At 63.2% G+C, this 22,248-nt stretch carries 18 protein-coding genes; 11 read left to right on the forward strand and 7 right to left on the reverse strand.

Annotated elements, in window-relative coordinates; all coding sequences use genetic code 11:
* Positions 1 to 91: 91 nt before the first annotated feature.
* Together L1P09_RS07320 and L1P09_RS07325 are read right to left on the reverse strand one after the other, a co-directional pair.
* The gene (locus L1P09_RS07320; protein WP_054905099.1) at positions 92 to 472 is read right to left on the reverse strand and encodes a cupin domain-containing protein; all 381 of its coding nucleotides are present in this window, start codon (positions 470 to 472) and stop codon (positions 92 to 94) included.
* A gap of 71 nt (positions 473 to 543) precedes the next feature.
* Entirely contained in the window at positions 544 to 1,365 is an 822-nt protein-coding gene (locus tag L1P09_RS07325) for an AraC family transcriptional regulator (protein ID WP_009684032.1), read from the reverse strand.
* Between the two features lie 199 nt (positions 1,366 to 1,564).
* Here L1P09_RS07325 and L1P09_RS07330 point away from each other — a divergent pair, with 199 nt between their 5' ends.
* Positions 1,565 to 2,473: a LysR substrate-binding domain-containing protein gene (locus L1P09_RS07330; RefSeq protein ID WP_009684031.1), complete on the forward strand. Its 909-nt coding sequence runs from the start codon at positions 1,565 to 1,567 to the stop codon at positions 2,471 to 2,473.
* Between the two features lie 15 nt (positions 2,474 to 2,488).
* Here the strand turns inward: L1P09_RS07330 and lysA are convergent, their stop codons facing one another.
* Positions 2,489 to 3,721 carry a diaminopimelate decarboxylase gene (lysA, locus tag L1P09_RS07335; protein WP_054905097.1) on the reverse strand — a complete coding sequence of 411 codons (1,233 nt, stop codon included), beginning with the start codon at positions 3,719 to 3,721 and terminating at the stop codon, positions 2,489 to 2,491.
* Positions 3,722 to 3,853: 132 nt separating this feature from the next.
* Here lysA and L1P09_RS07340 point away from each other — a divergent pair, with 132 nt between their 5' ends.
* On the forward strand, positions 3,854 to 4,759 hold the full coding sequence (locus L1P09_RS07340; RefSeq protein WP_029887872.1) for a LysR family transcriptional regulator: 906 nt from the start codon (positions 3,854 to 3,856) through the stop codon (positions 4,757 to 4,759).
* Between the two features lie 28 nt (positions 4,760 to 4,787).
* On the opposite strand, the gene L1P09_RS07345 is transcribed toward L1P09_RS07340, so the two are convergent.
* A complete protein-coding gene (locus L1P09_RS07345; RefSeq protein WP_009684028.1) occupies positions 4,788 to 5,141 on the reverse strand; it encodes a hypothetical protein in 354 nt (117 codons plus the stop codon).
* A 273-nt stretch (positions 5,142 to 5,414) separates the two neighbouring features.
* On the opposite strand from L1P09_RS07345, the gene L1P09_RS07350 reads away from it, so the two are divergent.
* Positions 5,415 to 10,280: an NAD-glutamate dehydrogenase gene (locus L1P09_RS07350; RefSeq protein WP_235768658.1), complete on the forward strand. Its 4,866-nt coding sequence runs from the start codon at positions 5,415 to 5,417 to the stop codon at positions 10,278 to 10,280.
* Between the two features lie 184 nt (positions 10,281 to 10,464).
* Here the strand turns inward: L1P09_RS07350 and ppsR are convergent, their stop codons facing one another.
* Positions 10,465 to 11,283 (reverse strand): posphoenolpyruvate synthetase regulatory kinase/phosphorylase PpsR, encoded by an 819-nt coding sequence (gene ppsR / locus L1P09_RS07355; protein ID WP_235768659.1) that lies wholly within the window; start codon positions 11,281 to 11,283, stop codon positions 10,465 to 10,467.
* Between the two features lie 191 nt (positions 11,284 to 11,474).
* Between ppsR and ppsA the strand changes: the two genes are divergently transcribed.
* The 8 genes from ppsA to L1P09_RS07395 all read left to right on the forward strand — a co-directional run bounded on the left by ppsA (position 11,475) and on the right by L1P09_RS07395 (position 19,719).
* Positions 11,475 to 13,850 carry a phosphoenolpyruvate synthase gene (gene ppsA / locus L1P09_RS07360; protein WP_029887870.1) on the forward strand — a complete coding sequence of 792 codons (2,376 nt, stop codon included), beginning with the start codon at positions 11,475 to 11,477 and terminating at the stop codon, positions 13,848 to 13,850.
* 101 nt (positions 13,851 to 13,951) lie between these two features.
* The gene (locus L1P09_RS07365; RefSeq protein ID WP_029887869.1) at positions 13,952 to 14,944 is read left to right on the forward strand and encodes an alpha/beta fold hydrolase; all 993 of its coding nucleotides are present in this window, start codon (positions 13,952 to 13,954) and stop codon (positions 14,942 to 14,944) included.
* A 219-nt stretch (positions 14,945 to 15,163) separates the two neighbouring features.
* Entirely contained in the window at positions 15,164 to 15,655 is a 492-nt protein-coding gene (gene rraA, locus L1P09_RS07370) for a ribonuclease E activity regulator RraA (protein ID WP_009684023.1), read from the forward strand.
* A 27-nt stretch (positions 15,656 to 15,682) separates the two neighbouring features.
* On the forward strand, positions 15,683 to 16,678 hold the full coding sequence (locus L1P09_RS07375) for a zinc transporter ZntB (RefSeq protein WP_009684022.1): 996 nt from the start codon (positions 15,683 to 15,685) through the stop codon (positions 16,676 to 16,678).
* A gap of 112 nt (positions 16,679 to 16,790) precedes the next feature.
* Complete coding sequence (locus tag L1P09_RS07380) at positions 16,791 to 17,063, forward strand: hypothetical protein (protein ID WP_009684021.1); 273 nt, start codon at positions 16,791 to 16,793, stop codon at positions 17,061 to 17,063.
* Positions 17,064 to 17,065: 2 nt separating this feature from the next.
* The gene (locus L1P09_RS07385; RefSeq protein ID WP_054905093.1) at positions 17,066 to 17,890 is read left to right on the forward strand and encodes a mechanosensitive ion channel family protein; all 825 of its coding nucleotides are present in this window, start codon (positions 17,066 to 17,068) and stop codon (positions 17,888 to 17,890) included.
* A gap of 113 nt (positions 17,891 to 18,003) precedes the next feature.
* On the forward strand, positions 18,004 to 18,570 hold the full coding sequence (gene sigX, locus L1P09_RS07390) for an RNA polymerase sigma factor SigX (protein WP_003248665.1): 567 nt from the start codon (positions 18,004 to 18,006) through the stop codon (positions 18,568 to 18,570).
* Between the two features lie 111 nt (positions 18,571 to 18,681).
* Positions 18,682 to 19,719, forward strand: coding sequence for an OmpA family protein (locus L1P09_RS07395; protein WP_009684019.1), 1,038 nt, complete (start codon positions 18,682 to 18,684; stop codon positions 19,717 to 19,719).
* Between the two features lie 81 nt (positions 19,720 to 19,800).
* Here the strand turns inward: L1P09_RS07395 and cobA are convergent, their stop codons facing one another.
* Positions 19,801 to 20,541 (reverse strand): uroporphyrinogen-III C-methyltransferase, encoded by a 741-nt coding sequence (gene cobA / locus L1P09_RS07400; protein WP_235768660.1) that lies wholly within the window; start codon positions 20,539 to 20,541, stop codon positions 19,801 to 19,803.
* 27 nt (positions 20,542 to 20,568) lie between these two features.
* Positions 20,569 to 22,239 (reverse strand): bifunctional protein-serine/threonine kinase/phosphatase, encoded by a 1,671-nt coding sequence (locus L1P09_RS07405; protein WP_235768661.1) that lies wholly within the window; start codon positions 22,237 to 22,239, stop codon positions 20,569 to 20,571.
* Between the last annotated feature and the right edge of the window lie 9 nt (positions 22,240 to 22,248).

The following is a 22,248-nucleotide window of genomic DNA, read 5'->3' on the forward strand; positions in this document are numbered from 1 at the left end:
GACCAAGACGCAAAATGGCTGTTTGGCAGTTGAGCGTGGTGAATTATTGCCAAGCGAGTGCTACGCACAACAAGTAAAGCGGCTTCTGTTGTCAGATCCAGACATCATTGACGGCGGTGCGCTCGCCGCCCTCATGCCCGGTGTTCAGAATGCCGCGGGGCTCGATCATCATCAGTTTTGCTTCGCCCTCTGCGGCTGTCCTGTGTTCGATACCGCGCGGCACGACGTACAGCTCACCGGGATTGACGTACACACAGCCATCGGGCAGATCGATGCGCAAAACACCCTCCAGCACCACAAATGCTTCGTCGGTTTCCGGGTGTGCATGCCAGATGAATTCGCCTTCAATGCGCACCACCTTGAATTGATAGTCGTTCATTTCGGCAACGACCCTGGGGCTCCACTGCTGCTCGATCAGCGACGCTTTGTGCAGCAGGTTGGCAGGCTGGGAGGGGATACGGGCTTCAGACATGACAATTCCTCGTTGAGTGGAGTGGCCAGCCTAACGGTCTGCAACATGGGCATCTTGTACGATCCTGCAAGTCAGCGGGTGGGGCGCAGGCGCTCCAGCCAACGCAAGGGCGGCACCCCATAGCAACGGGTGAAATGCCGCGTCATGTGGCTCTGGTCATGAAAGCCGGCAGCAAGCGCCGCATCGACCAGGCTGAAGCCGTCGACCACCATGCGCCGCAAACAGTCCAGGCGGCGCAAGGTGACGAAGCGGTAGGGGCTGGTGCCGTACAGCGTGCGAAAATCACGCGACAGGCTCCAGCGCTCGCGGCCGCTGGCCTGTTCGAGCATGTCCAGGGTAATGCTCTGGTGCAGGTGCGCCATGATGAAAGCTCTGGCACGTTCGGCGGCTTGGTAGTCCAGGCGCTTGCGCCCGCGTGGTTTGCCGCCGACCGCCAACAAGGCCATGGCCAGGTCGTACAGGGCGTCCTGCTGCTCCAGCGGCTCCAACGGGTGGTCCACGGCCTGTACCAGTGCCTCGCTGGCCTGGTACAGCCGTGGGTCGCTGGACAGCCCGCCAGCGATGAAGGGCAGCGGCTGGCCACCCAGCACGTTCTGGATCAGGGCCGGGTCTACGTAAGCCATGCGGTAGCGAAAGCCTGCGTTGGTGCCGGCCATGCCGTCATGCAGCTCGTCCGGGTGCAGCACCAGGGTGTTGCCGGGTATGCCGTGGCGCAGCGAGCCCTTGTAATGGAAGCTTTGCACGCCGGCCAGGGTTCGCCCGACCGAGTAGGTATCGTGGCGATGCGGGTCGTAACCGTGGCTGCCGAACCAGGCCTCGATACGTTCGATGCCGCCCGGCTGGTCGCTGCGGATTACCCAGTCGGACGGTGGCGGGTCAGCTTTACGGTTCATCGCGGTGGGAGCCTGGGCGGAGCACGGCTGGGGCGGCCGTGAGGGGAGGAGAAGGAAGGGTAACCGGACTGTCCGCTGTCGGGCAATCGGGTCGCCGCCAAGGGCCGCCCTGCCAGGTTATCTACCAACGTTGACTCGACCAGGGTGCTTGTCAGTGCTGAAATCGAGCAAGCACAACCACAATAGGCCGGGAGCGCCAATGAACCGCAACGAACTGCGCAAAGCCGATATCAACCTGATGGTGGTGTTCGAAGCGCTGATGCAGGAGCGCAACCTTACCCGCGCCGCAGAAAAGCTGTTCGTCGCCCAACCTACGGTCAGCGCTGCGCTGGCGAGGTTGCGGGCGATGTTCAATGACCCGTTGCTGATCCGTGTGGGCAACCGCATGGAGCCATCGGCCCGCGCCCAGGAAGTGATCAAGCACCTCACCCCGGCCCTGGATGCGATGTCTGTGGCCCTTAGCCTGACCCACGACTTCGACCCACTTTCCAGCAAGATGACCTTTCGCATCGGTTTGTCCGATGACGTCGAGTCCGGGCTGTTGCCGCCCTTGTTGCGGGCGCTGCGGGTCGAGGCGCCGAACGTGGTGGTGGTCGTGCAGCACGTGGATTACTGGCGCATTCCCGACTTGCTGGCGGCGGGGGATGTCACGGTCGGCATCAGCCAGACCCGGGGCCTGCCGGCCAATGCCAAGCGCAAGGTATTGCGCAGCATGCAGGCCAGGGTGGTGCGCGCCGACAAATCCACCAGGGCGTTGACGTTGGATGAGTTCTGCGCCCGCCCGCACGTTCAGGTCTCGCCTACGGCCAATACCCACGGTGTAGTCGATGACTGGCTCAAGGAGTTGGGGCGCGAACGCCAGGTGGTGTTGTCGGTGCCGCAATTCAGTACGCTGCCGGCGATCCTGGCCGGTACCGAACTGCTGGCCTGCTGCCCCGATTACGCGGCCCAGGGGATGGAGCGCTGGGGCAACCTGCAGGCCGAGCAACTGCCGTTCGCGGCCACGGCGCTGGAACTGGCCATGGTCTGGCTGAGCACTACCGACAATGACCCGGCCGAACGCTGGCTGCGCGGCCGCCTGGAGCACTACATGGGCGGTATGGCCTAGCCGGCAGAAGGGCGCTTAAAGGCCCGCTTCCAGGTCCAGCAGGTCCTGCACGGTCTGCCGCCGGCGGATCATTCGCAGCGCGCCGTTCTCGATCAGGAACTCTGGCAGCAGTGGCCGGCTGTTGTAGTTGGACGACATCGATGCGCCATAGGCCCCGGCATCGTGGATCACCAGCAGGTCGCCCACCTGTGCTTGCGGCAGGTCTTGCGGGGTGAGTTCCTGGTCGTCCTGAGTGAATACGTCACCCGACTCGCACAGCGGCCCGGCCACCACGGTTGGCTGGCGTGGGCGCTCCACCGGCTGGCCGTTGGCATCGAGCAGGGTCATGCCGTGGTAGGCGCCGTACATGGCCGGGCGCATCAGGTCATTGAAGCCGGCGTCGATCATCACGAAGGTATTGCGCCCCACCTGTTTCACCGCCCGCACCTCGGCCACCAGGTAGCCGCACTCGGCCACCAGGAAGCGGCCGGGTTCGATCTCCATACGCACCGGGTGGCCGAGCATCGCTTCGATTTCCTTGCGTGCCACTGCCCAGGTCTGGGCGTAGCGCTGCAGGTCGACCGGCTTGTCGCTGCTGCGGTAGGGGGTGGAAAGCCCGCCCCCGATGGAAAACGCCTCGATGTCCACCCCCAGGCGGCCTACCAGCTCGATCATCGAGCGGGCTACCTGTTCCAGGTGCTGGTAATCCACGCCCGAGCCAATGTGCATGTGCACGCCGACCAGGTGCAGGCCGTGTGCCTTGATCACGCCCAGCGCTTCGTCCAGCTGCTCATGCCAGATGCCGTGCTTGCTGTTTTCACCGCCGGTGTTGGTCTTGCGGCTATGGCCGTGGCCAAAGCCGGGGTTGATGCGGACCCACACGCGGTGGCCAGGGGAGCGCTCGCCCAGCTGGCGCAGCATGTCGATGGAGCCGGCGTTCACTTCGATCTTTTCTGCCACCACCCGCTCCAGGGTAGGCCGGTCCAGTGCATCGCAGGTCAGCACCACGCCGGCCGGGTCGCCCTGAACGCTAGCGCCGGCAGCGAAGGCCCGCTCCATCTCGCCCAGCGACACGGCGTCCAGCACCAGGCCGTGGCTGCGCATCAGGCGCAGCACGTGCAGGTTCGGGTTGGCTTTCTGGGCGAAGCGTACAGTGTCGAACACCTTCAGCTGTTCGACACGCTCTGCGATGGTGCCGGTGTCGTAGGCCCACAACGGCGAGCCATGTTGGCGCACTGCCTCGGCCAGGAGGGTGAAGGGTGTTGTCATGTTGGCGCTACTCGCTCAGGTGATACCAGGAAGGAAAGCAGGATGCGATAAAGCAGGAATTCAGAAAAATAGCTTTTTTTCTGTCGGCCATTCATATCTGATATAGCCACTGTCATTACGCAGGGCGTTGCCGTGAAATTGTCCGTTCGCCATATCGAAGTGTTCCGCGCCATCATGGCGGCGGGCAGCGTCACCGCCGCAGCTCGCCTGCTGTTCACTTCGCAGCCCACCGTCAGCCGCGAGCTGGCCCGGCTGGAGCAGGTCACCGGGCTGAACCTGTTCCAGCGCGAAGGTGGGCGGCTGGTGCCGACAGCCCAGGCACTGCTGTTGATCGAGGAGGTGGAGCGCGCCTATGTCGGGCTGGAGCGGATTGACCGCTTTGCCCAGGCCATTCGCAATTTCGAGCAAGGCCGGTTGGCCATCACCTGCCTGCCGCTGTTCTCGCAAACCCTGCTGCCCAAGGCCTGCCAGCGCTTTCACCAGCAGCACCGGGGGGTGAGTGTGAGCATTCTGGCCCAGGAATCGCCGTTGCTGGAGGAGTCACTGGTGGCCCAGCAGCACGACCTGGGCCTGACCGAGGTCGAGCAGATACCGCGCGGGGCGTATGGGGAGCGGCTGTTCAGCGCCAACATGGTGTGCGTGCTGCCCGAACACCACCCGTTGCAGGCCAAGGCCGAGCTGGCGTTGAGCGATTTTCACGAAGTCGATTTCATCAACCTGGCCAGCCTGGACACCTACCGCCAGCAACTGGACCAGCACTTTCGCGCGGCGGGTGTGAACCGCCGCACGGTGATCGAGACGACCAGTGCGGCCTCGGTCTGCGCCATGGTGCGCCAGGGCCTGGGGGTTGCCATCATCAACCCGCTGAGCGGCCTGGAGGCCGCGCAGGGCGGGCTGCCGATCCGGCCGTTGCGGGTATCGGTGCCATACCAGGTGATGCTGATCCGCCCGGATCATCGGCCGGCTTCGGCTGCGGTGGAGCCGTTTTGTGAGGCATTGCGGGCGCAGGCTAAAGCAATGCAACAAGCGCTGGCATGAGCAGGGGCGACGCGCGGCGTGTGAAGCCCTAAAGCTCGCAGACGAAGGTGCCAGTGCCGGCCAGGATGTTCTCCAGGGTTTCCTTCACCTCATCCAGGTCACTGAGGTCGCTGGTCAGGTTGATTTCCAGCACCTCATCCCCCTTCAGCGCATCGCGGTCACCGGCGGCCACTTCGATCAGCAGGCGCTTGGCACTCAAGGTCACTTTCAGCCCGTCCAGCGTCGACGGCTCGTCATCCAGGGTCAGGTCGACGGTGTCTTCGTCCGGGTAGCGGGTAAGCAGGAACATCTGGCCCTTGTCGCTGTGGCAGCACAGGGTCGCCATGTTGTCTTCCTCGTCATCGCAAGGGGTGGCGAACAGCAGGGCGGTGTTGATTTGCATGAGCAGGCTCGGATCAAAGGAAACGGAAGGGAATTCTGACAGTCTTGGCTACATGCATAAACGTAAAGTTACCGCCCCTTGACCGAAATTGTCGCAGCGCTGCAAGCCTTGATGACCGATCAGTCGTTAAGCTTCGCCAAGCCCGGGCGTGCCTGCGCACGTTCCACCTCTGGTTTTTACCGTCCGCCTTGCCACGGGTTGGCTATCGTTGATCCGTAAATGGCGCACGCAGCGACGCTTCAACTATTACAAAGCCCAAGCGGAGTACCACAGATGGCGTTCTTCACCGCAGCCAGCAAAGCCGACTTCCAGCACCAACTGCAAGCGGCCCTGGCGCAGCACATCAGCGAACAGTCCCTGCCACAAGTGGCGCTGTTCGCCGATCAGTTCTTCGGCATCATCTCTCTGGACGAACTCACCCAGCGCAGGCTTTCCGACCTGGCCGGCTGCACCCTGTCGGCCTGGCGCATCATCGAGCGTTTCGACCCCGAGTCCCCGCAAGTACGCGTGTACAACCCCGATTACGAACGCAACGGCTGGCAGTCGACCCACACCGTGGTCGAGGTGCTGCACCACGACCTGCCGTTCCTCGTCGACTCGGTACGTACCGAGCTCAACCGCCGCGGCTATAGCATCCACACCCTGCAAACCACCGTGCTCAGCGTGCGCCGGGGCGCCAACGGCGAGCTGCTGGAGCTGCTGACCAAGGGCAGCCGGGGCGAGGGGGTGCAGCACGAGTCGCTGATGTACCTGGAGATCGACCGCTGCGCCAACGCCGCCGAACTGGCCGTGTTGACCCGCGAGATCGAACAGGTGCTGGCTGAGGTTCGGGTGGCGGTTGCCGACTTCGAGCCGATGAAAGCCAAGCTGCAGGAAGTGCTCGCCAAGGTGGAGCAAACCGCGTTCGGCCCGGCGCAAAACGAGAAGGGCGAGGTCAAGGCCTTCCTCGAGTGGCTGCTGGACAACCACTTCACCTTCCTCGGCTATGAGGAATTCACCGTTGCCAGCACCGCCGATGGCGGCCAGATGGTCTACGACGAACAGTCGTTCCTCGGCCTGCCGCGCCGCCTGCGTGTGGGCCTGACGGCCGACGAACTGCGCATCGAAGACTACGCCGTGGCTTACCTCAACGAGCCGCTGCTGCTGTCGTTCGCCAAGGCCGCGCTGCCCAGCCGCGTGCACCGCCCGGCCTACCCGGACTACGTCTCGATCCGCCAGCTGGACGCCGACGGCAAGGTCATCAAGGAGCACCGCTTCATGGGCCTGTACACCTCGTCGGTGTACGGCGAAAGCGTGCATGCCATACCGTACATCCGCGGCAAGGTCGCGGAAGTGGAGCGCCGCTCGGGCTTCGATCCCAAGGCTCACCTGGGCAAGGAGCTGGCCCAGGTGCTTGAGGTGCTGCCGCGCGACGACCTGTTCCAGACGCCGATCGACGAGCTGTTCACCACGGTCATGGCGATCGTGCAGATCCAGGAGCGCAACAAGATCCGCGTGTTCCTGCGCAAGGACCCGTACGGCCGCTTCTGCTACTGCCTGGCCTACGTGCCGCGGGAAATCTACTCCACCGAAGTGCGGCAGAAGATCCAGCAGGTATTGATGGAGCGCCTGAAGGCCAGCGACTGCGAGTTCTGGACGTTCTTCTCCGAGTCGGTGCTGGCCCGCGTGCAGTTGATTCTGCGGGTCGACCCGAAAAACCGCATCGACATCGACCCGCAGCAGCTGGAGCGCGAAGTGGTGCAGGCCTGCCGCTCGTGGCGCGACGACTATTCTGCGCTGGTAGTGGAGAACTTCGGCGAAGCCCAGGGCACCAACATCCTGGCCGACTTCCCCACCGGCTTCCCGGCGGGCTACCGCGAGCGTTTCGCCGCCCATTCGGCGGTGGTCGACCTGCAGCACGTGCTCAACCTGTCGGAAAGCAAGCCCCTGGCGATGAGCTTCTACCAGCCGTTGACCCAGGTCGGCGAGCGCATCCTGCACTGCAAGCTGTACCACGTGGACACTCCGCTGGCGCTGTCCGATGTGTTGCCGATTCTGGAAAACCTCGGCCTGCGCGTACTCGGCGAGTTCCCGTACCGGCTGCGCCATGCCAGTGGCCGTGAGTACTGGATCCACGACTTCGCCTTCACCTACAGCGAAGGCCTTAGCCTGGATATCCAGCAGCTCAATGACACCCTGCAGGACGCGTTCATCCATATCGTGCGCGGCGATGCCGAGAACGATGCCTTCAACCGCCTGGTGCTGACCGCCGGCCTGCCTTGGCGCGACGTGGCACTGCTGCGTGCCTACGCCCGTTACCTCAAGCAGATCCGCCTGGGCTTCGACCTTGGCTACATCGCCAGCACCCTGAACAACCACACCGACATCGCCCGTGAGTTGACCCGGCTGTTCAAGACCCGCTTCTACCTGGCGCGCAAGCTGACCCAGGACGACCTGGACGACAAGCAGCAGCGCCTGGAACAGGCCATTCTGACCGCGCTGGACGAGGTGCAGGTACTCAACGAAGACCGCATCCTGCGCCGCTACCTGGACCTGATCAAGGCCACCCTGCGCACCAACTTCTACCAACCGGACGCCAACGGCCAGAACAAGTCGTATTTCAGCTTCAAGTTCAACCCGCGGCTGATTCCCGAGCTGCCCAAGCCGGTGCCCAAGTTCGAGATATTCGTCTATTCGCCGCGGGTCGAGGGCGTGCACCTGCGCTTTGGCAACGTGGCCCGTGGTGGCTTGCGCTGGTCCGACCGCGAAGAAGACTTCCGCACCGAAGTGCTCGGCCTGGTCAAGGCCCAGCAGGTGAAGAACTCGGTGATCGTGCCGGTGGGTGCCAAGGGCGGCTTCCTGCCGCGGCGCCTGCCGCTGGGCGGCAGCCGTGACGAGATCGCGGCCGAAGGCGTGGCGTGCTACCGCATCTTCATTTCCGGCTTGCTCGACATCACCGATAACCTCAAGGATGGCGGCGTGGTGCCGCCGGCCAACGTGGTGCGCCACGACGATGACGACCCGTACCTGGTGGTGGCGGCCGACAAGGGTACCGCGACCTTCTCCGACATCGCCAACGGCATTGCCATCGACTACGGTTTCTGGCTGGGCGACGCCTTCGCCTCGGGCGGTTCGGCCGGCTACGACCACAAGAAAATGGGCATTACCGCCCGCGGCGCCTGGGTCGGCGTGCAGCGGCACTTCCGTGAGCGCGGCATCAACGTGCAGGAAGACCCGATCACCGTCATCGGTGTGGGGGACATGGCCGGCGACGTATTCGGCAACGGCCTGCTGATGTCCGACAAGCTGCAATTGGTGGCCGCGTTCAACCACCTGCACATCTTCATCGACCCCAACCCCGAGCCGGCTTCCAGCTTCGCCGAGCGCAAGCGCCTGTTCGACCTGCCGCGCTCGGCCTGGACCGACTACGACACCAGCATCATGTCCGAAGGCGGTGGCATCTTCCCGCGCAGCGCCAAGAGCATTGCCATCAGCCCGCAGATGAAGGAACGCTTCGCCATCGAAGCCGACCGCCTGACCCCGACCGAGTTGCTGAACGCGTTGCTCAAGGCCCCGGTCGATCTGCTGTGGAATGGCGGGATCGGCACCTACGTCAAGGCCAGCAGCGAAAGCCACGCCGACGTCGGCGACAAGGCCAACGACGCGCTGCGGGTCAACGGCAACGAGCTGCGCTGCAAGGTGGTGGGCGAGGGTGGCAACCTGGGCATGACCCAGCTTGGCCGGGTGGAGTTCGGCCTGCACGGCGGGGCGACCAACACCGACTTCATCGACAACGCCGGCGGCGTGGACTGCTCTGACCACGAGGTCAATATCAAGATCCTGCTCAATGAAGTGGTGCAGGGTGGCGACATGACCGAGAAGCAGCGTAACCAGTTGCTCGGCAGCATGACCGATGAAGTCGCCAGCCTGGTGCTGGGCAACAACTACAAGCAGACCCAGGCGCTGTCGCTGGCCGCCCGCCGCGCCCGCGAACGCATTGCCGAGTACAAGCGCCTGATGGCTGACCTGGAGGCGCGGGGCAAGCTGGACCGTGCCATCGAGTTCCTGCCGTCCGAGGAGCAACTGGCCGAACGCCTGGCCGCCGGCCATGGCCTTACCCGTGCCGAGCTGTCGGTGCTGATCTCGTACAGCAAGATCGACCTCAAGGAGCAGTTGCTGAAGTCGCAGGTGCCCGACGACGACTACCTGACCCGCGACATGGAAACCGCCTTCCCGCCGTCGCTGGTCAGCAAGTTCGCCGAATCCATGCGCCGCCACCGCCTGAAGCGTGAAATCGTCAGCACCCAGATCGCCAACGACCTGGTCAACAATATGGGCATCACCTTCGTCCAGCGCCTGAAGGAGTCGACCGGCATGAGCCCGGCCAACGTGGCCGGGGCCTACGTGATCGTGCGCGACATCTTCCACCTGCCGCACTGGTTCCGCCAGATCGAGGCGCTTGACTACCAGGTGCCGGCGGAGGTCCAGCTGACCTTGATGGACGAGCTGATGCGCCTGGGCCGCCGTGCAACCCGCTGGTTCCTGCGCAGCCGCCGCAACGAGCAGGACGCCGGGCGCGACACCGCGCACTTCGGGCCGAAAATCGCGCAACTCGGGCTCAAGCTCGATGAGTTGCTCGAAGGCCCGACCCGCGAACGCTGGATGGTGCGCTACCAGGGCTTCGTCGAGGCTGGCGTGCCGGAACTGCTTGCGCGCATGGTGGCCGGTACCAGCCACCTGTACACGTTGCTGCCGATCATCGAAGCAGCTGACGTTACCGGGCATGAGCCGGCGCAGGTGGCCAAGGCGTTCTTCGCCGTGGGCAGCGCACTGGACCTGACCTGGTACCTGCAAGAAATCAGCAACCTGCCGGTGGAAAACAACTGGCAGGCGCTGGCCCGCGAGGCCTTCCGTGACGACATCGACTTGCAGCAGCGGGCGATCACCATTTCGGTCCTGCAAATGGCCGACGGGCCGCAAGACATGGACGCCCGTGTGGCGCTGTGGGCCGAGCAGCACCGGGTGATGGTAGAGCGCTGGCGCGCGATGCTCGATGACCTGCGCAATGCCAGCGGCAACGACTATGCGATGTATGCGGTGGCCAACCGCGAGCTGGTCGACCTGGCCATGAGCGGGCAGGCAGCGGTGGTGCCTTCTTAAGCTGCAAGCTGCAAGCTACAAGCTGCAAGCTGCAAGCTGCAAGCTACAAGCTACAAGCTACAAGCTACAAGCTACAAGCTGCAAGCGGACCTCACTGGTTTCGCTTGCAGCTTCTGGCTTTAGCACCGTTTAGATCGTGTACACAGCCCCCGCTTTTTCTTGAAGCTTGAAGCTTGAAGCTTTCCTACTTGAACCGCCGCTCCACGCCTTTCTCCACCAGGATCTTCGCCGAAATCTCTTCCACCGAAAAATGCGTGGAATTGATGTTGGGAATGTTCTCCCGGCGGAACAAGCTCTCCACCTCGCGCACCTCGAACTCGCACTGGGCAAAGCTTGAATAACGACTGTTGGGCTTGCGCTCGTGGCGGATGGCCGTGAGGCGGTCAGGGTCGATGGTCAGGCCGAACAGCTTGTTGTGGTGCTTTTTCAGCACTGCCGGCAACTGCAGGCGTTCCATGTCGTCTTCGGTCAGGGGGTAATTGGCGGCGCGGATACCAAACTGCATGGCCATGTACAGGCAGGTTGGGGTCTTGCCGCAGCGCGACACACCCACCAGGATCAGGTCGGCCTTGTCGTAGTAGTGCGTGCGCGCGCCGTCGTCGTTGTCCAGGGCGAAGTTCACCGCCTCGATGCGTTCCATGTAGTTGGAATTGCCGCCGATCGAATGGGACTTACCCACGGAATACGACGAATGGGCGGTCAATTCCTGCTCAAGTGGGGATAAAAACGACGAAAAGATGTCGATCATGAAGCCATTCGACGTGGCCAGGATCTCACGTATGTCCTGGTTGACGATGGTGTCGAAGATGATCGGGCGCACCCCGTCACGCTCGGCCGCGGCATTGATCTGCTGGACCATGCTCCGCGCCTTGTCGGGCGAATCGATGTACGGCCGGGTGAATTTGTTGAACGGGATGCTCTCGAATTGCGCGAGCAGACTCTGGCCCAAGGTTTCGGCTGTGATACCGGTGCCATCGGAGATGAAGAACGCGGTTCGTTTCATTTGCGACCTGGGCCTTAAGCTGATGAAGATTCTTGGATATGATAAGTTCGGTTTGCCGAATGCGGCTGTCGACATTCTGCCACATTTGCAAAGCCTATTTTCCAGGTACAGGCCACAAACGCCCGGCCAAGTCATAGCGGACAGGCGGGCGCCCTTTGAGCTTTTCCAACACAGTTAGTGGAGAGATCACCTTGGTAGAGTACGTAGTTTCCCTCGATAAGCTCGGCGTCCATGATGTGGAGCATGTGGGGGGCAAGAACGCATCCCTGGGCGAGATGATCAGCAACCTTGCCGGTGCTGGTGTATCGGTGCCGGGCGGCTTTGCCACTACGGCGCAGGCGTACCGCGATTTTCTCGAGCAGAGTGGCCTCAACGACCGAATCCATGCGGCGCTCGACGCCCTCGACGTGGATGACATCAACGCCCTGACCAAGACCGGCGCGCAGATCCGCCAGTGGGTCATGGAAGCCGACTTCCCGGCGCGTCTGGATTCGGAAATCCGTACGGCGTTTGCCGAAATGGCCGCTGGCAACGACAACATGGCCGTTGCCGTGCGCTCCTCTGCCACTGCTGAAGACTTGCCGGACGCCTCGTTCGCCGGCCAGCAGGAAACGTTCCTCAACATCCGCGGCGTGGACAACGTGATCCGCGCGGCCAAGGAAGTGTTCGCTTCGCTGTTCAACGACCGTGCCATTGCCTACCGCGTGCACCAGGGCTTCGATCACAAACTGGTCGCCCTGTCTGCCGGTGTGCAGCGCATGGTTCGTTCCGAAACCGGCACCGCCGGTGTCATGTTCACCCTCGATACCGAATCGGGCTTCCGCGACGTGGTGTTCATCACCGGCGCCTATGGCCTGGGTGAAACCGTGGTACAGGGTGCGGTCAACCCTGACGAATTCTACGTGCACAAGAACACCCTGCAGGCTGGCCGCCCGGCTATCCTGCGCCGCAACCTGGGCAGCAAGGCGATCAAGATGGTCTATGGCGACGAAGCCAAGGCCGGCCGTTCGGTGAAAACCGTGGAAGTCGACCGCGCCGAACGTGCGCGCTTCTGCCTGAGCGACGCCGAGGTCAGCGAACTGGCCAAGCAGGCGATGATCATCGAGCAGCACTACCAGCGCCCGATGGATATCGAATGGGCCAAGGACGGTGACGACGGCAAGCTGTACATTGTCCAGGCCCGCCCTGAAACCGTGAAAAGCCGCTCCAGCGCCAATGTCATGGAGCGCTACCTGCTGAAGGAAAAGGGCACGGTACTGGTCGAAGGCCGTGCCATCGGCCAGCGCATCGGCGCCGGCAAGGTCCGCGTGATCCACGATGTATCGGAAATGGACAAGGTGCAGCCAGGCGACGTGCTGGTTTCCGACATGACCGACCCGGACTGGGAACCGGTAATGAAACGCGCCAGCGCCATTGTCACCAACCGCGGTGGGCGTACCTGCCACGCGGCGATCATTGCCCGTGAGCTGGGTATTCCGGCCGTGGTCGGTTGCGGCAACGCCACCCAGGTGCTCAAAGACGGCCAGGGCGTCACGGTTTCCTGCGCCGAAGGCGACACCGGCTTCATCTTCGAGGGTGAACTGGGCTTTGACGTCAAGCAGAACTCGGTCGATGCCATGCCCGAGCTGCCGTTCAAGATCATGATGAACGTCGGCAACCCGGACCGGGCCTTCGATTTTGCCCAGTTGCCCAACGCAGGCGTGGGCCTGGCGCGCCTGGAATTCATCATCAACCGCATGATCGGCGTGCACCCCAAGGCACTGCTGAACTACGCAGGCCTGCCTGCCGACCTCAAGGACAGTGTCGACAAGCGCATTGCCGGCTACAACGACCCGGTCGGCTTCTACGTCGAGAAACTGGTCGAGGGCATCAGCACCCTGGCCGCGGCTTTCTACCCGAAAAAGGTCATCGTGCGCCTGTCGGACTTCAAGTCCAACGAGTACGCCAACCTGATCGGCGGCAAGCTGTACGAGCCGGAAGAAGAGAACCCGATGCTGGGCTTCCGCGGTGCCTCGCGCTACATCAGCGAGTCGTTCCGTGACTGCTTCGAACTTGAGTGCCGCGCGCTCAAGCGCGTGCGCAACGAGATGGGCCTGACCAACGTTGAAATCATGGTGCCCTTCGTGCGTACCCTGGGCGAGGCCAGCCAGGTCGTCGACCTGCTGGCCGAAAACGGCCTGGCCCGTGGCGACAACGGCCTGCGCGTGATCATGATGTGCGAGCTGCCGTCCAACGCCATTCTCGCCGAGGAATTCCTGGAGTACTTCGACGGCTTCTCGATCGGCTCCAACGACCTGACTCAGCTTACCCTGGGCCTGGACCGTGACTCGGGCATCATTGCCCACCTGTTCGACGAGCGTAACCCGGCCGTGAAGAAGCTGCTGGCCAACGCCATTGCCGCGTGCAACAAGGCTGGCAAGTACATCGGCATCTGCGGCCAGGGCCCTTCGGACCACCCGGACCTGGCCAAGTGGCTGATGGAGCAGGGCATCGAAAGCGTGTCGCTGAACCCCGACTCGGTACTCGAAACCTGGTTCTTCCTCGCCGAAGGCCAGGGCGCAGCCTGACGCAATAAAACGCGGGGGGCGTCTGGCGTGCCCCCGCCTGGTTTTTTCCAGGGCGAGTTCCAGCAATGGATCCCGCCCTTTTTTGTGCACCAAGCAACCTTATGCAAAGCAGTAGCCGTTTATTTCCCGTGGCCTTGCTCAGTGCCGAGCGCCGCGGCGACCTCAGTGAAGACGTGTACCGGATCAAGGCCGGCAACAGCCCTGATCCCAGTGTGGAATTGGCCGTTACCCGCCTGGGGCTGGCCGACCAGGAGCACGCCCAGGGCGTGCCGGTGATTCTGCTGCATGGCAGTTTTTCCAACCGGCGCTTCTGGTATTCGCCCAAGGGCATCGGCCTGGGGGCCTATCTGGCTCGGGCCGGTTTCGACGTATGGATCCCGGAAATGCGTGGCCACGGCCTGTCGCCACGCAATGCAGCCTGGCGCCACAACAGCGTAGCCGGCTATGCCCGGGACGACCTGCCAACCATCAACGCCTTCGTGCGCGAAAAAGCCGGCCAGGCGCCGCACTGGGTGGGCCACTCACTGGGTGGAACAACCTTGGTGGCAGCCTTGGGTGGCGGTTTTCTGACCGCCGACCAGGTCGCAAGCGTGGCCCTGTTCGGCACACAGGTCAGCCGCGTGTACTGGCCGTTGAAAGTCCCGCCAGTGGCCTGGGGCGCGAAGTGGCTGCTCAAGCGCTGGGGGCAGATTTCCGGGCCGCGCTTCAAGCGAGGGCCAGAGGACGAACCCCTGGGGCTGGCCCTGGAAAGCCTGCGCTGGCATGGCTTGTTCGGGCGTTTTGGCGACAAGAAGCAGGATTGGTGGGCAGGGCTGGCTGAGGTTGATGTGCCGCTGTTGGCAGTGGCCGGCGCCGGTGACTTCCAGGACCCGGTGTGGGCCTGCCGCAAGCTGTTCGAGCAGGTGGGGGGCGAGCGCAAGCAGTTCCTGCGGCTGGGGCGTGAAGAAGGTTTTGAAGCCTTCGGGCATGTCGACATGCTGGTGAGCAAGGCTGCGCAGGTGCAGGTGTGGCCGCTGGTAGAGCGCTGGCTGCGTAACCCGCTGTTGCCGGTGCATGCGTCCACAGTGGTTGCAGAGCCTGTGCCGGTCAGCTGAGTTTGCGTCGCCTGTGCTGGCCTCTTCGCGGGCGCGCCCGCTCCTACAGGTACTGCACAAGCCTGCGAACCTGTGACAATCCTGTGGGAGCCGGCTTGCCGGCGATAGGGCCGGCACAGGCAAAACACACATGACTACCTAGTCCCGGATGACTGCAATGGGCTCTACGGTGTAGCCTTGGCCGATACCCGCTTTCGTTGTGACTGACAGGAGCTTCCCATGCAGCATTACGTAACGCCCGACCTGTGTGACGCCTACCCGGACCTGGTTCAGGTGCTGGAACCGATGTTCAGCAACTTCGGTGGCCGTGATTCGTTTGGCGGCCAGATCGTCACCATCAAGTGCTTCGAGGACAACTCGCTGGTCAAGGAGCAAGTCGAACTCGACGGCAAAGGCAAGGTGCTGGTAGTCGATGGCGGTGGGTCGCTGCGTCGCGCATTGCTGGGTGACATGCTTGCCGAAAAGGCTGCCAGGAACGGCTGGGAAGGCTTGTTGATCTACGGCTGCGTACGCGACGTCGATGTATTGATCCAGACCGACGTCGGCGTGCAGGCGCTGGCCAGCCACCCAATGAAGACCGACAAGCGCGGCATCGGCGACCTCAACGTGGCAGTGACCTTCGCCGGCGTGACGTTCCGCCCGGGCGAGTATGTGTACGCCGACAACAATGGCGTGCTGGTGTCGCCAAGCCCGCTGAAAATGCCGGAGTGATGCGCCGCACGCGCTGATGGAGCTTTGATGTTCGAGGAAGACAACGCGCAGTGGGGGCTGGTGCATGCCCTGGTGCTCGATGGCAAAGGCGGCGCGCGCCCGATTGCCCGTACCGAATTGGCCGACCTGCAATTGCAGCCCCAGCAGAGCCTGTGGCTGCACTGGGACCGCAGCCATCCGCAAACCCGTACCTGGCTGCTGAATGAAAGCGGCCTCAGCGAGTTCGCCTGCGAGCTGCTGCTGGAGGAAAACACCCGCCCGCGCTTGCTGCCCATGGCCGATGAACAGCTGCTGCTGTTCTTGCGTGGGGTCAACCTGAACCCGGGCGCCGAGCCGGAAGACATGGTCTCGGTGCGCATTTTCGCCGAGGCGCAGCGGGTCATCTCGCTGCGCTTGCGGCCCCTGCGCGCCAGCGACGAGGTGCTTCAGCTACTGGAACAGGGCAGGGGGCCCACATCCGCATCGGAGCTGCTGCTGCTGATGGGGGAACTGCTGACCGAAAAGGTGCAGGGCCTGGTCAGTGATCTCGCCGAACTGGTCGACCTGGAAGAAGAAAAGGTCGAATCCGACGAACGGTATACCCCCGAACAAGGCAGCCTGCAGCAGATCCGTCGGCGGGCCGCCGGGTTGCGCCGGTTCCTGGCCCCGCAACGGGAAATCTATGCCCAGTTATCACGCAGCAAGTGGAGCTGGTTCGCCTATGCCGATGCCGATTACTGGAACGAGCTGAACAACAGCCTGATCCGCTACCTGGAGGAGCTGGAGCTGACCCGCGAGCGCGCCGCGCTGGTGCTGGAGAGCGAAGACCGTCGCCGTAGCGAGCGGATGAACCGCACCATGTACCGCTTTGGCATCATCACCTGCATCTTTCTGCCGATGAGCTTCATCACCGGGTTGCTGGGCATCAACGTCGGTGGCATTCCGGGGGCGCAAAACCCCTACGGCTTCCTGTTCGCCTGCATTGTGGTGCTGGGGCTGGCGGTGGGGCAGTGGTGGTTGTTCCGCCGGTTGCGGTGGGTATGACGCGTGGGTGGGCTGCAGGCGAACATCACACCATTCGAAACATTCGTGCCAATCGGATGTGTGACCCATCGCCGGGCCATCTCGTCTCTAGCTGACACTGCGCGAGGTGCACATGCACGATCCGTTTGAAGAATCCCTGCGCGACCTGCTCAAGGCGTCACCCTCCGGCAACGACCGGGACGACCGGGATGACGCTGCCTGCTTGGGCCGCGTGCTGAAAACCGCCAACCGCCAGGTCGGTGCGGGTGATCTGTTCAGCTTGCTTGGCCGCTGGAGCCAGGCGCTGCTGATCGCCGTGAACAATGGCTCGGCGCATGTCGCGCCGGTGCGTCGACACACTTCCCGCAACGCTGCCACTGGCAGCAAAGCAGATAAGGCCGATTGAATATGGAACTCGATCTCTGGACCCAGAGCCTGGTCACCGCGATGACCGCCCTTTGGACCAAAGTGGCGAACTTCATCCCTAACCTGTTCGGCGCACTGGTCGTGGTGCTGCTCGGTTTCGTGGTAGCCAAGCTGCTCGATACACTGCTGTCCAAACTGCTGGCCAAATTCGGCCTGGACCGCCTCATGGCCGGTACCGGCCTGACCAAAATGCTGGGCCGGGTCGGCATACAGGTGCCCATTTCCACCCTGATCGGCAAGATCGTCTACTGGTTCGTACTGCTCATCTTCCTGGTTTCCGCCGCTGAATCGCTGGGCCTGGAGCGGGTTTCGGCGACCCTCGACATGCTTGCCCTGTACTTGCCGAAAGTGTTCGGCGGGGCCTTGGTGTTGCTGGTCGGCGTGCTGCTGGCACAGGTGGCCAATGGCCTGGTTCGCGGTGCTGCAGAAGGCATTGGCCTGGAGTATTCGGCAGGCCTGGGGCGTATCGCGCAAGGGCTGGTCATCATCATCAGCATTTCGGTGGCCATCAGCCAGCTGGAGGTGAAAACCGACCTGCTCAACCATGTGATCGTCATCGGCCTGATTACCGTTGGTCTGGCGGTTGCCCTGGCCATGGGCCTGGGCAGCCGCGAAATTGCCGGGCAGATTCTGGCCGGCATTTATGTTCGCGAGTTGTACCAGGTAGGCCAGCAGGTGCGGATTGGAGAGGTCGAAGGGCTCATCGAGGAAATCGGCACGGTGAAAACCACCCTGCTGACCGATGAGGGGGAGCTGGTGTCGTTGTCCAACCGCGAGCTGCTGGAACAGCGAGTCAATAGCCGCTAACCGCGTGAAAGCTGTTAATGTATGCCGCCGCGAAATTCGACCCACGGGGTCGCGCGGCGACATTGACCTGACTGTCGGCCAGATCCGTTTTGAATAAAGTTCCTACGCCGCCCATGCGTTATGACCCTCGCGAGCTCACCGACGAAGAGTTGGTGGCGCGTTCGCATGAGGAGCTGTACCACGTCACCCGTGCCTATGAGGAGCTCATGCGGCGCTACCAGCGGACCCTGTTCAACGTCTGTGCACGTTATTTAGGGAACGACCGTGACGCGGACGATGTCTGTCAGGAAGTGATGCTGAAGGTGCTGTACGGTCTGAAGAACTTCGAGGGTAAATCCAAGTTCAAGACCTGGCTTTACAGCATCACCTACAACGAGTGCATTACCCAGTACCGCAAGGAGCGCCGCAAACGCCGGTTGATGGATGCCCTGAGCCTGGACCCTGTTGAAGAGGCGTCCGAGGACAAGGCACCGAAGCCGGAAGAAAAAGGCGGGCTGGACAAGTGGCTGGTGCATGTGAACCCGATCGACCGCGAGATCCTGGTGCTGCGTTTTGTCGCAGAGCTGGAGTTCCAGGAGATCGCCGACATCATGCACATGGGCCTGAGCGCGACGAAGATGCGATACAAGCGCGCGCTAGACAAGCTTCGTGAGAAATTTGCGGGTCTCGATGAAACTTAGTCGTCTGCAAATATCTCTAACGAATCGGCGAGTTCTGCTAGACTTGCCGTCGAGTTGTCCCCCTTGTTTATGGTGGGACTGCTTAACTATCACCAGATGGGGATTTAACGGATGAAATTGAAAAACACCTTGGGCTTGGCCATTGGTTCGCTCGTAGCCGCCACCTCGATTGGCGCTATGGCACAAGGTCAAGGCGCCGTCGAGACTGAAATCTTCTACAAGAAAGAATTCTTCGACAGCCAGCGCGACTTCAAGAACGACGGCAACCTGTTCGGCGGCTCGATCGGTTACTTCCTGACCGACGACGTTGAACTGCGTCTGGGCTACGACGAAGTGCACAACGCTCGTGGCGATGACGGCAAGAACATCAAGGGCTCGAACACCGCCCTGGACGCCGTTTACCACTTCAACAACCCGTACGACGCTATCCGTCCGTACGTTTCCGCTGGTTTCTCGCACCAGTCGCTGGGCCAGACCGGCCGTGGCGGTCGTGACCACTCCACCTTCGCCAACGTTGGCGCTGGTGCCAAGTGGTACATCACCGACATGTTCTACGCCCGTGCTGGCGTTGAAGCCCAGTACAACATCGACCAGGGCGACACCGAGTGGGCCCCAAGCGTTGGTGTTGGCCTGAACTTCGGCGGTAGCCCGAAGCAAACCGCAGCCCCCGCTCCAGCACCTGTTGCTGAAGTTTGCTCCGACTCCGACAACGACGGCGTGTGCGACAACGTCGACAAGTGCCCAGACACCCCGGCCAACGTTACCGTTGACGCCGACGGCTGCCCGGCTGTTGCCGAAGTCGTTCGTGTTGAGCTGGACGTGAAGTTCGACTTCGACAAGTCGGTCGTCAAGCCAAACAGCTACGGCGACATCAAGAACCTGGCTGACTTCATGAAGCAGTACCCACAAACCACCACCGTGGTTGAAGGTCACACTGACTCCGTGGGTCCAGACGCTTACAACCAGAAGCTGTCCGAGCGTCGTGCCAACGCTGTCAAGCAAGTCCTGACCCAGCAGTACGGCGTGGAATCCAGCCGTGTTGACTCGGTTGGCTACGGCGAAACCCGTCCGGTTGCTGACAACGCCACCGAAGAAGGCCGTGCTATCAACCGTCGCGTTGAAGCTCAGGTAGAAGCCCAGGCCAAGTAATTGGTTTGAAGCTTCACGAAAAACCCGGCCTCGGCCGGGTTTTTCTTTGGCTGGGTTTTGCCGGCCGGCGGGCCGTGGCTGTCAGCCGGTAGCGGCCACCCACTGCTGAGCCACCTGCGCCCCAACCACCTCGCCAATCACCAGGATCGCCGGGCTACGCAAGGCGAACCCACGCGCATCCTCGACCATCCCCTGCACATCGCTCCTGCACTCGCGTTGCTCGGGCAGCGAGGCATTCTCGATCATGGCCACCGGCATGCCGGGTGCCATCCCCCCGTCCAGCAACCCCTGGCGGACCTGCTCCAGCCGGGCCACGCCCATGTACACCACCAACGTGGTGCCAGCCTGGGCCAATGCTGCCCAGTTCTGTGCGCTGTCATCCTGGGTATGCGCGGTCACCAGCGTTACCCCGCGGCTGACGCCCCGCGAGGTCAGGGAAATACCGCACTGCGTGGCGCCTGCCAGGCCTGCGGTGATGCCGTTGACAATTTCCACCTCGATACCATGCCCCTGCAGCCACAGGGCCTCCTCGCCGCCGCGGCCGAAGATGCACGGGTCGCCGCCCTTGAGCCGCACTACACAGCGCCCTTGGCGGGCGTGGCGCAACATCAGGCGCTGGATGAACGCCTGCGGCGTCGAGCGGCAGCCGCCACGCTTGCCCACTGCAATAACCCGCGCCTGCGGGCAATGCTCCAGCACTGCCGGGTTGACCAGGTCGTCGATCATCACCACTGCCGCTTCCTGCAAGGCGCGTACAGCCTTGAGGGTGAGCAGTTCCGGGTCACCCGGGCCGGCACCGACCAGCCACACTTTTGCATTCATTCGTGTTTCCTCATTGGCAAGGTGCATTCAGCCCTTGAGCAGGGTGAGCAGCAATATCAGGTTGATCAGTAGCGACAGCACGGCCAGGGTGCGCCAGACTTTCAGTGGCTCGCGCTCCAGCAATGGCCGCGGGCGGCCGGGCAATTCCTGGCGGTCGCCCAGTTCGAGCAGCAGCAACCAGTGTTCGGCGGTTTCGAAGCGCTGCGCCGGGTCGGCGGCCACAGCCTGCTGCAGATTGTGCTGCAGCCACTCCGGCAGGTCGGGCCGGTAGCGCGCCGGGTTGACCGGTTGGCCGAAGCGCGGCCGCTGAAAGGCTTCCACTTCCCCATATGGGTAGTGCCCGGTCAGCAGGTGATACAGCGTCACGCCTGCGGCATACAGGTCCTGGCGGGGGCTGGGCGGCTGGCCGTCGAAGGCTTCCGGGGCGATGTAGGACGGGGTGCCGGGCAAGGCATGTTGCGGGTCTTCGCAGAGCCCGGGGCAGTACGCCAGGCCGAAGTCCAGCAGGCGCAACTGGCCATCGCCGCCCAGGTGCAGGTTGTCGGGCTTGATGTCGCGGTGCAGCAGGTTGCGCCGGTGCAGCACCCCTACCGCCTGTAGCAACTGCCGGGCGAGCTCCAGCCACTGGGCCAAGGGCAGTGGGCCATTTTCGGCCAGCAGTGCGGCCAGGCTCTGGCCCGGGTATTCGCGCATCACGTAGTACAACTGCTGGCGCTGGCTGCAAGCGTGCAGCTCGGGAAAGTGCCGGCCGGCGACCCTGCGCATGAACCATTCTTCGAGCAGCAGGCCCTGCGCCGCACCAGGCTCCTGCCGCCGCTCGGGCGGCAAAGTCTTGAGCAGCCACGCGTGGCCCTGGCCATCGCGCACCCGGTACAACAACGACTGACGGCTGTGTGCGCGCAGTTGTTCGACCTGCCAGCCATCGATCGACTGGCCTGCCCGTAACGGCTCGGGTACGGGCCAGTGCTGCAGTTGGGCCAAGGTGTCGCCAAGGTTCGCCGTGCCCGGTTGATCGACCTGCACCAGCATGGCGCTGGCGTTATCCTGGCTACCGTTGAGGTGGGCGCTGGCAACCAACGTGTCCACGGCCAGCTGCAGGTCGGGTTGCTCGCGCAGCACCGCCTGGATGTGCTGGTCGCCCAGGCTGGCCCACACACCGTCGCTGACCAGCAGATAACATTCACCCGGCTGCAATTCGCCTTCCAGGTAATCCACCAGCAGATGCTGGTCCAGGCCCAGCGCGCGTTTGAGTACATGCTGCATGCCGGGCTGGTCCCAGACATGGTCTTCGCTCAGGCACTGCAGCTGGCCGGCGTGCCAGCGATACACCCGGCAGTCGCCTACGTGGGCCAGGGTGAAGCGCCGCCCGCGCAGCACCAGTGCGCTGAGGGTGGTCAGCAACGGCTGGCCATTCCCTTGGGCGCGCAGCCAGCGGTTCTGTGCCAGCAGCAGGCGGTCGAGGGCCTGGGCCACGCCCCAGGTGGCCGGCGTGGCGTAGTAGTCCAGGGCCAGCGCCTGCAGGCTGGCCCGCGCGGCAAGGCCGCCGTCGGCACATTGGCTGACCCCGTCGGCCAGGGCGAACAGGTAGCCTTTGCTGGCGGCCAGTTCGGGCGCCGGGGTGACCAGGCGCAAGGCATCCTGGTTTTCCGCGCGCGGCCCGGTGGCGCTGGCCTGGGCAAAGCTCAGTTGCAGGCTCATGGGTGGGCC

Origin of the sequence: Pseudomonas juntendi (assembly GCF_021560075.1) — a bacterium.
GTDB classification, from domain to species: Bacteria; Pseudomonadota; Gammaproteobacteria; order Pseudomonadales; family Pseudomonadaceae; genus Aquipseudomonas; species Aquipseudomonas juntendi.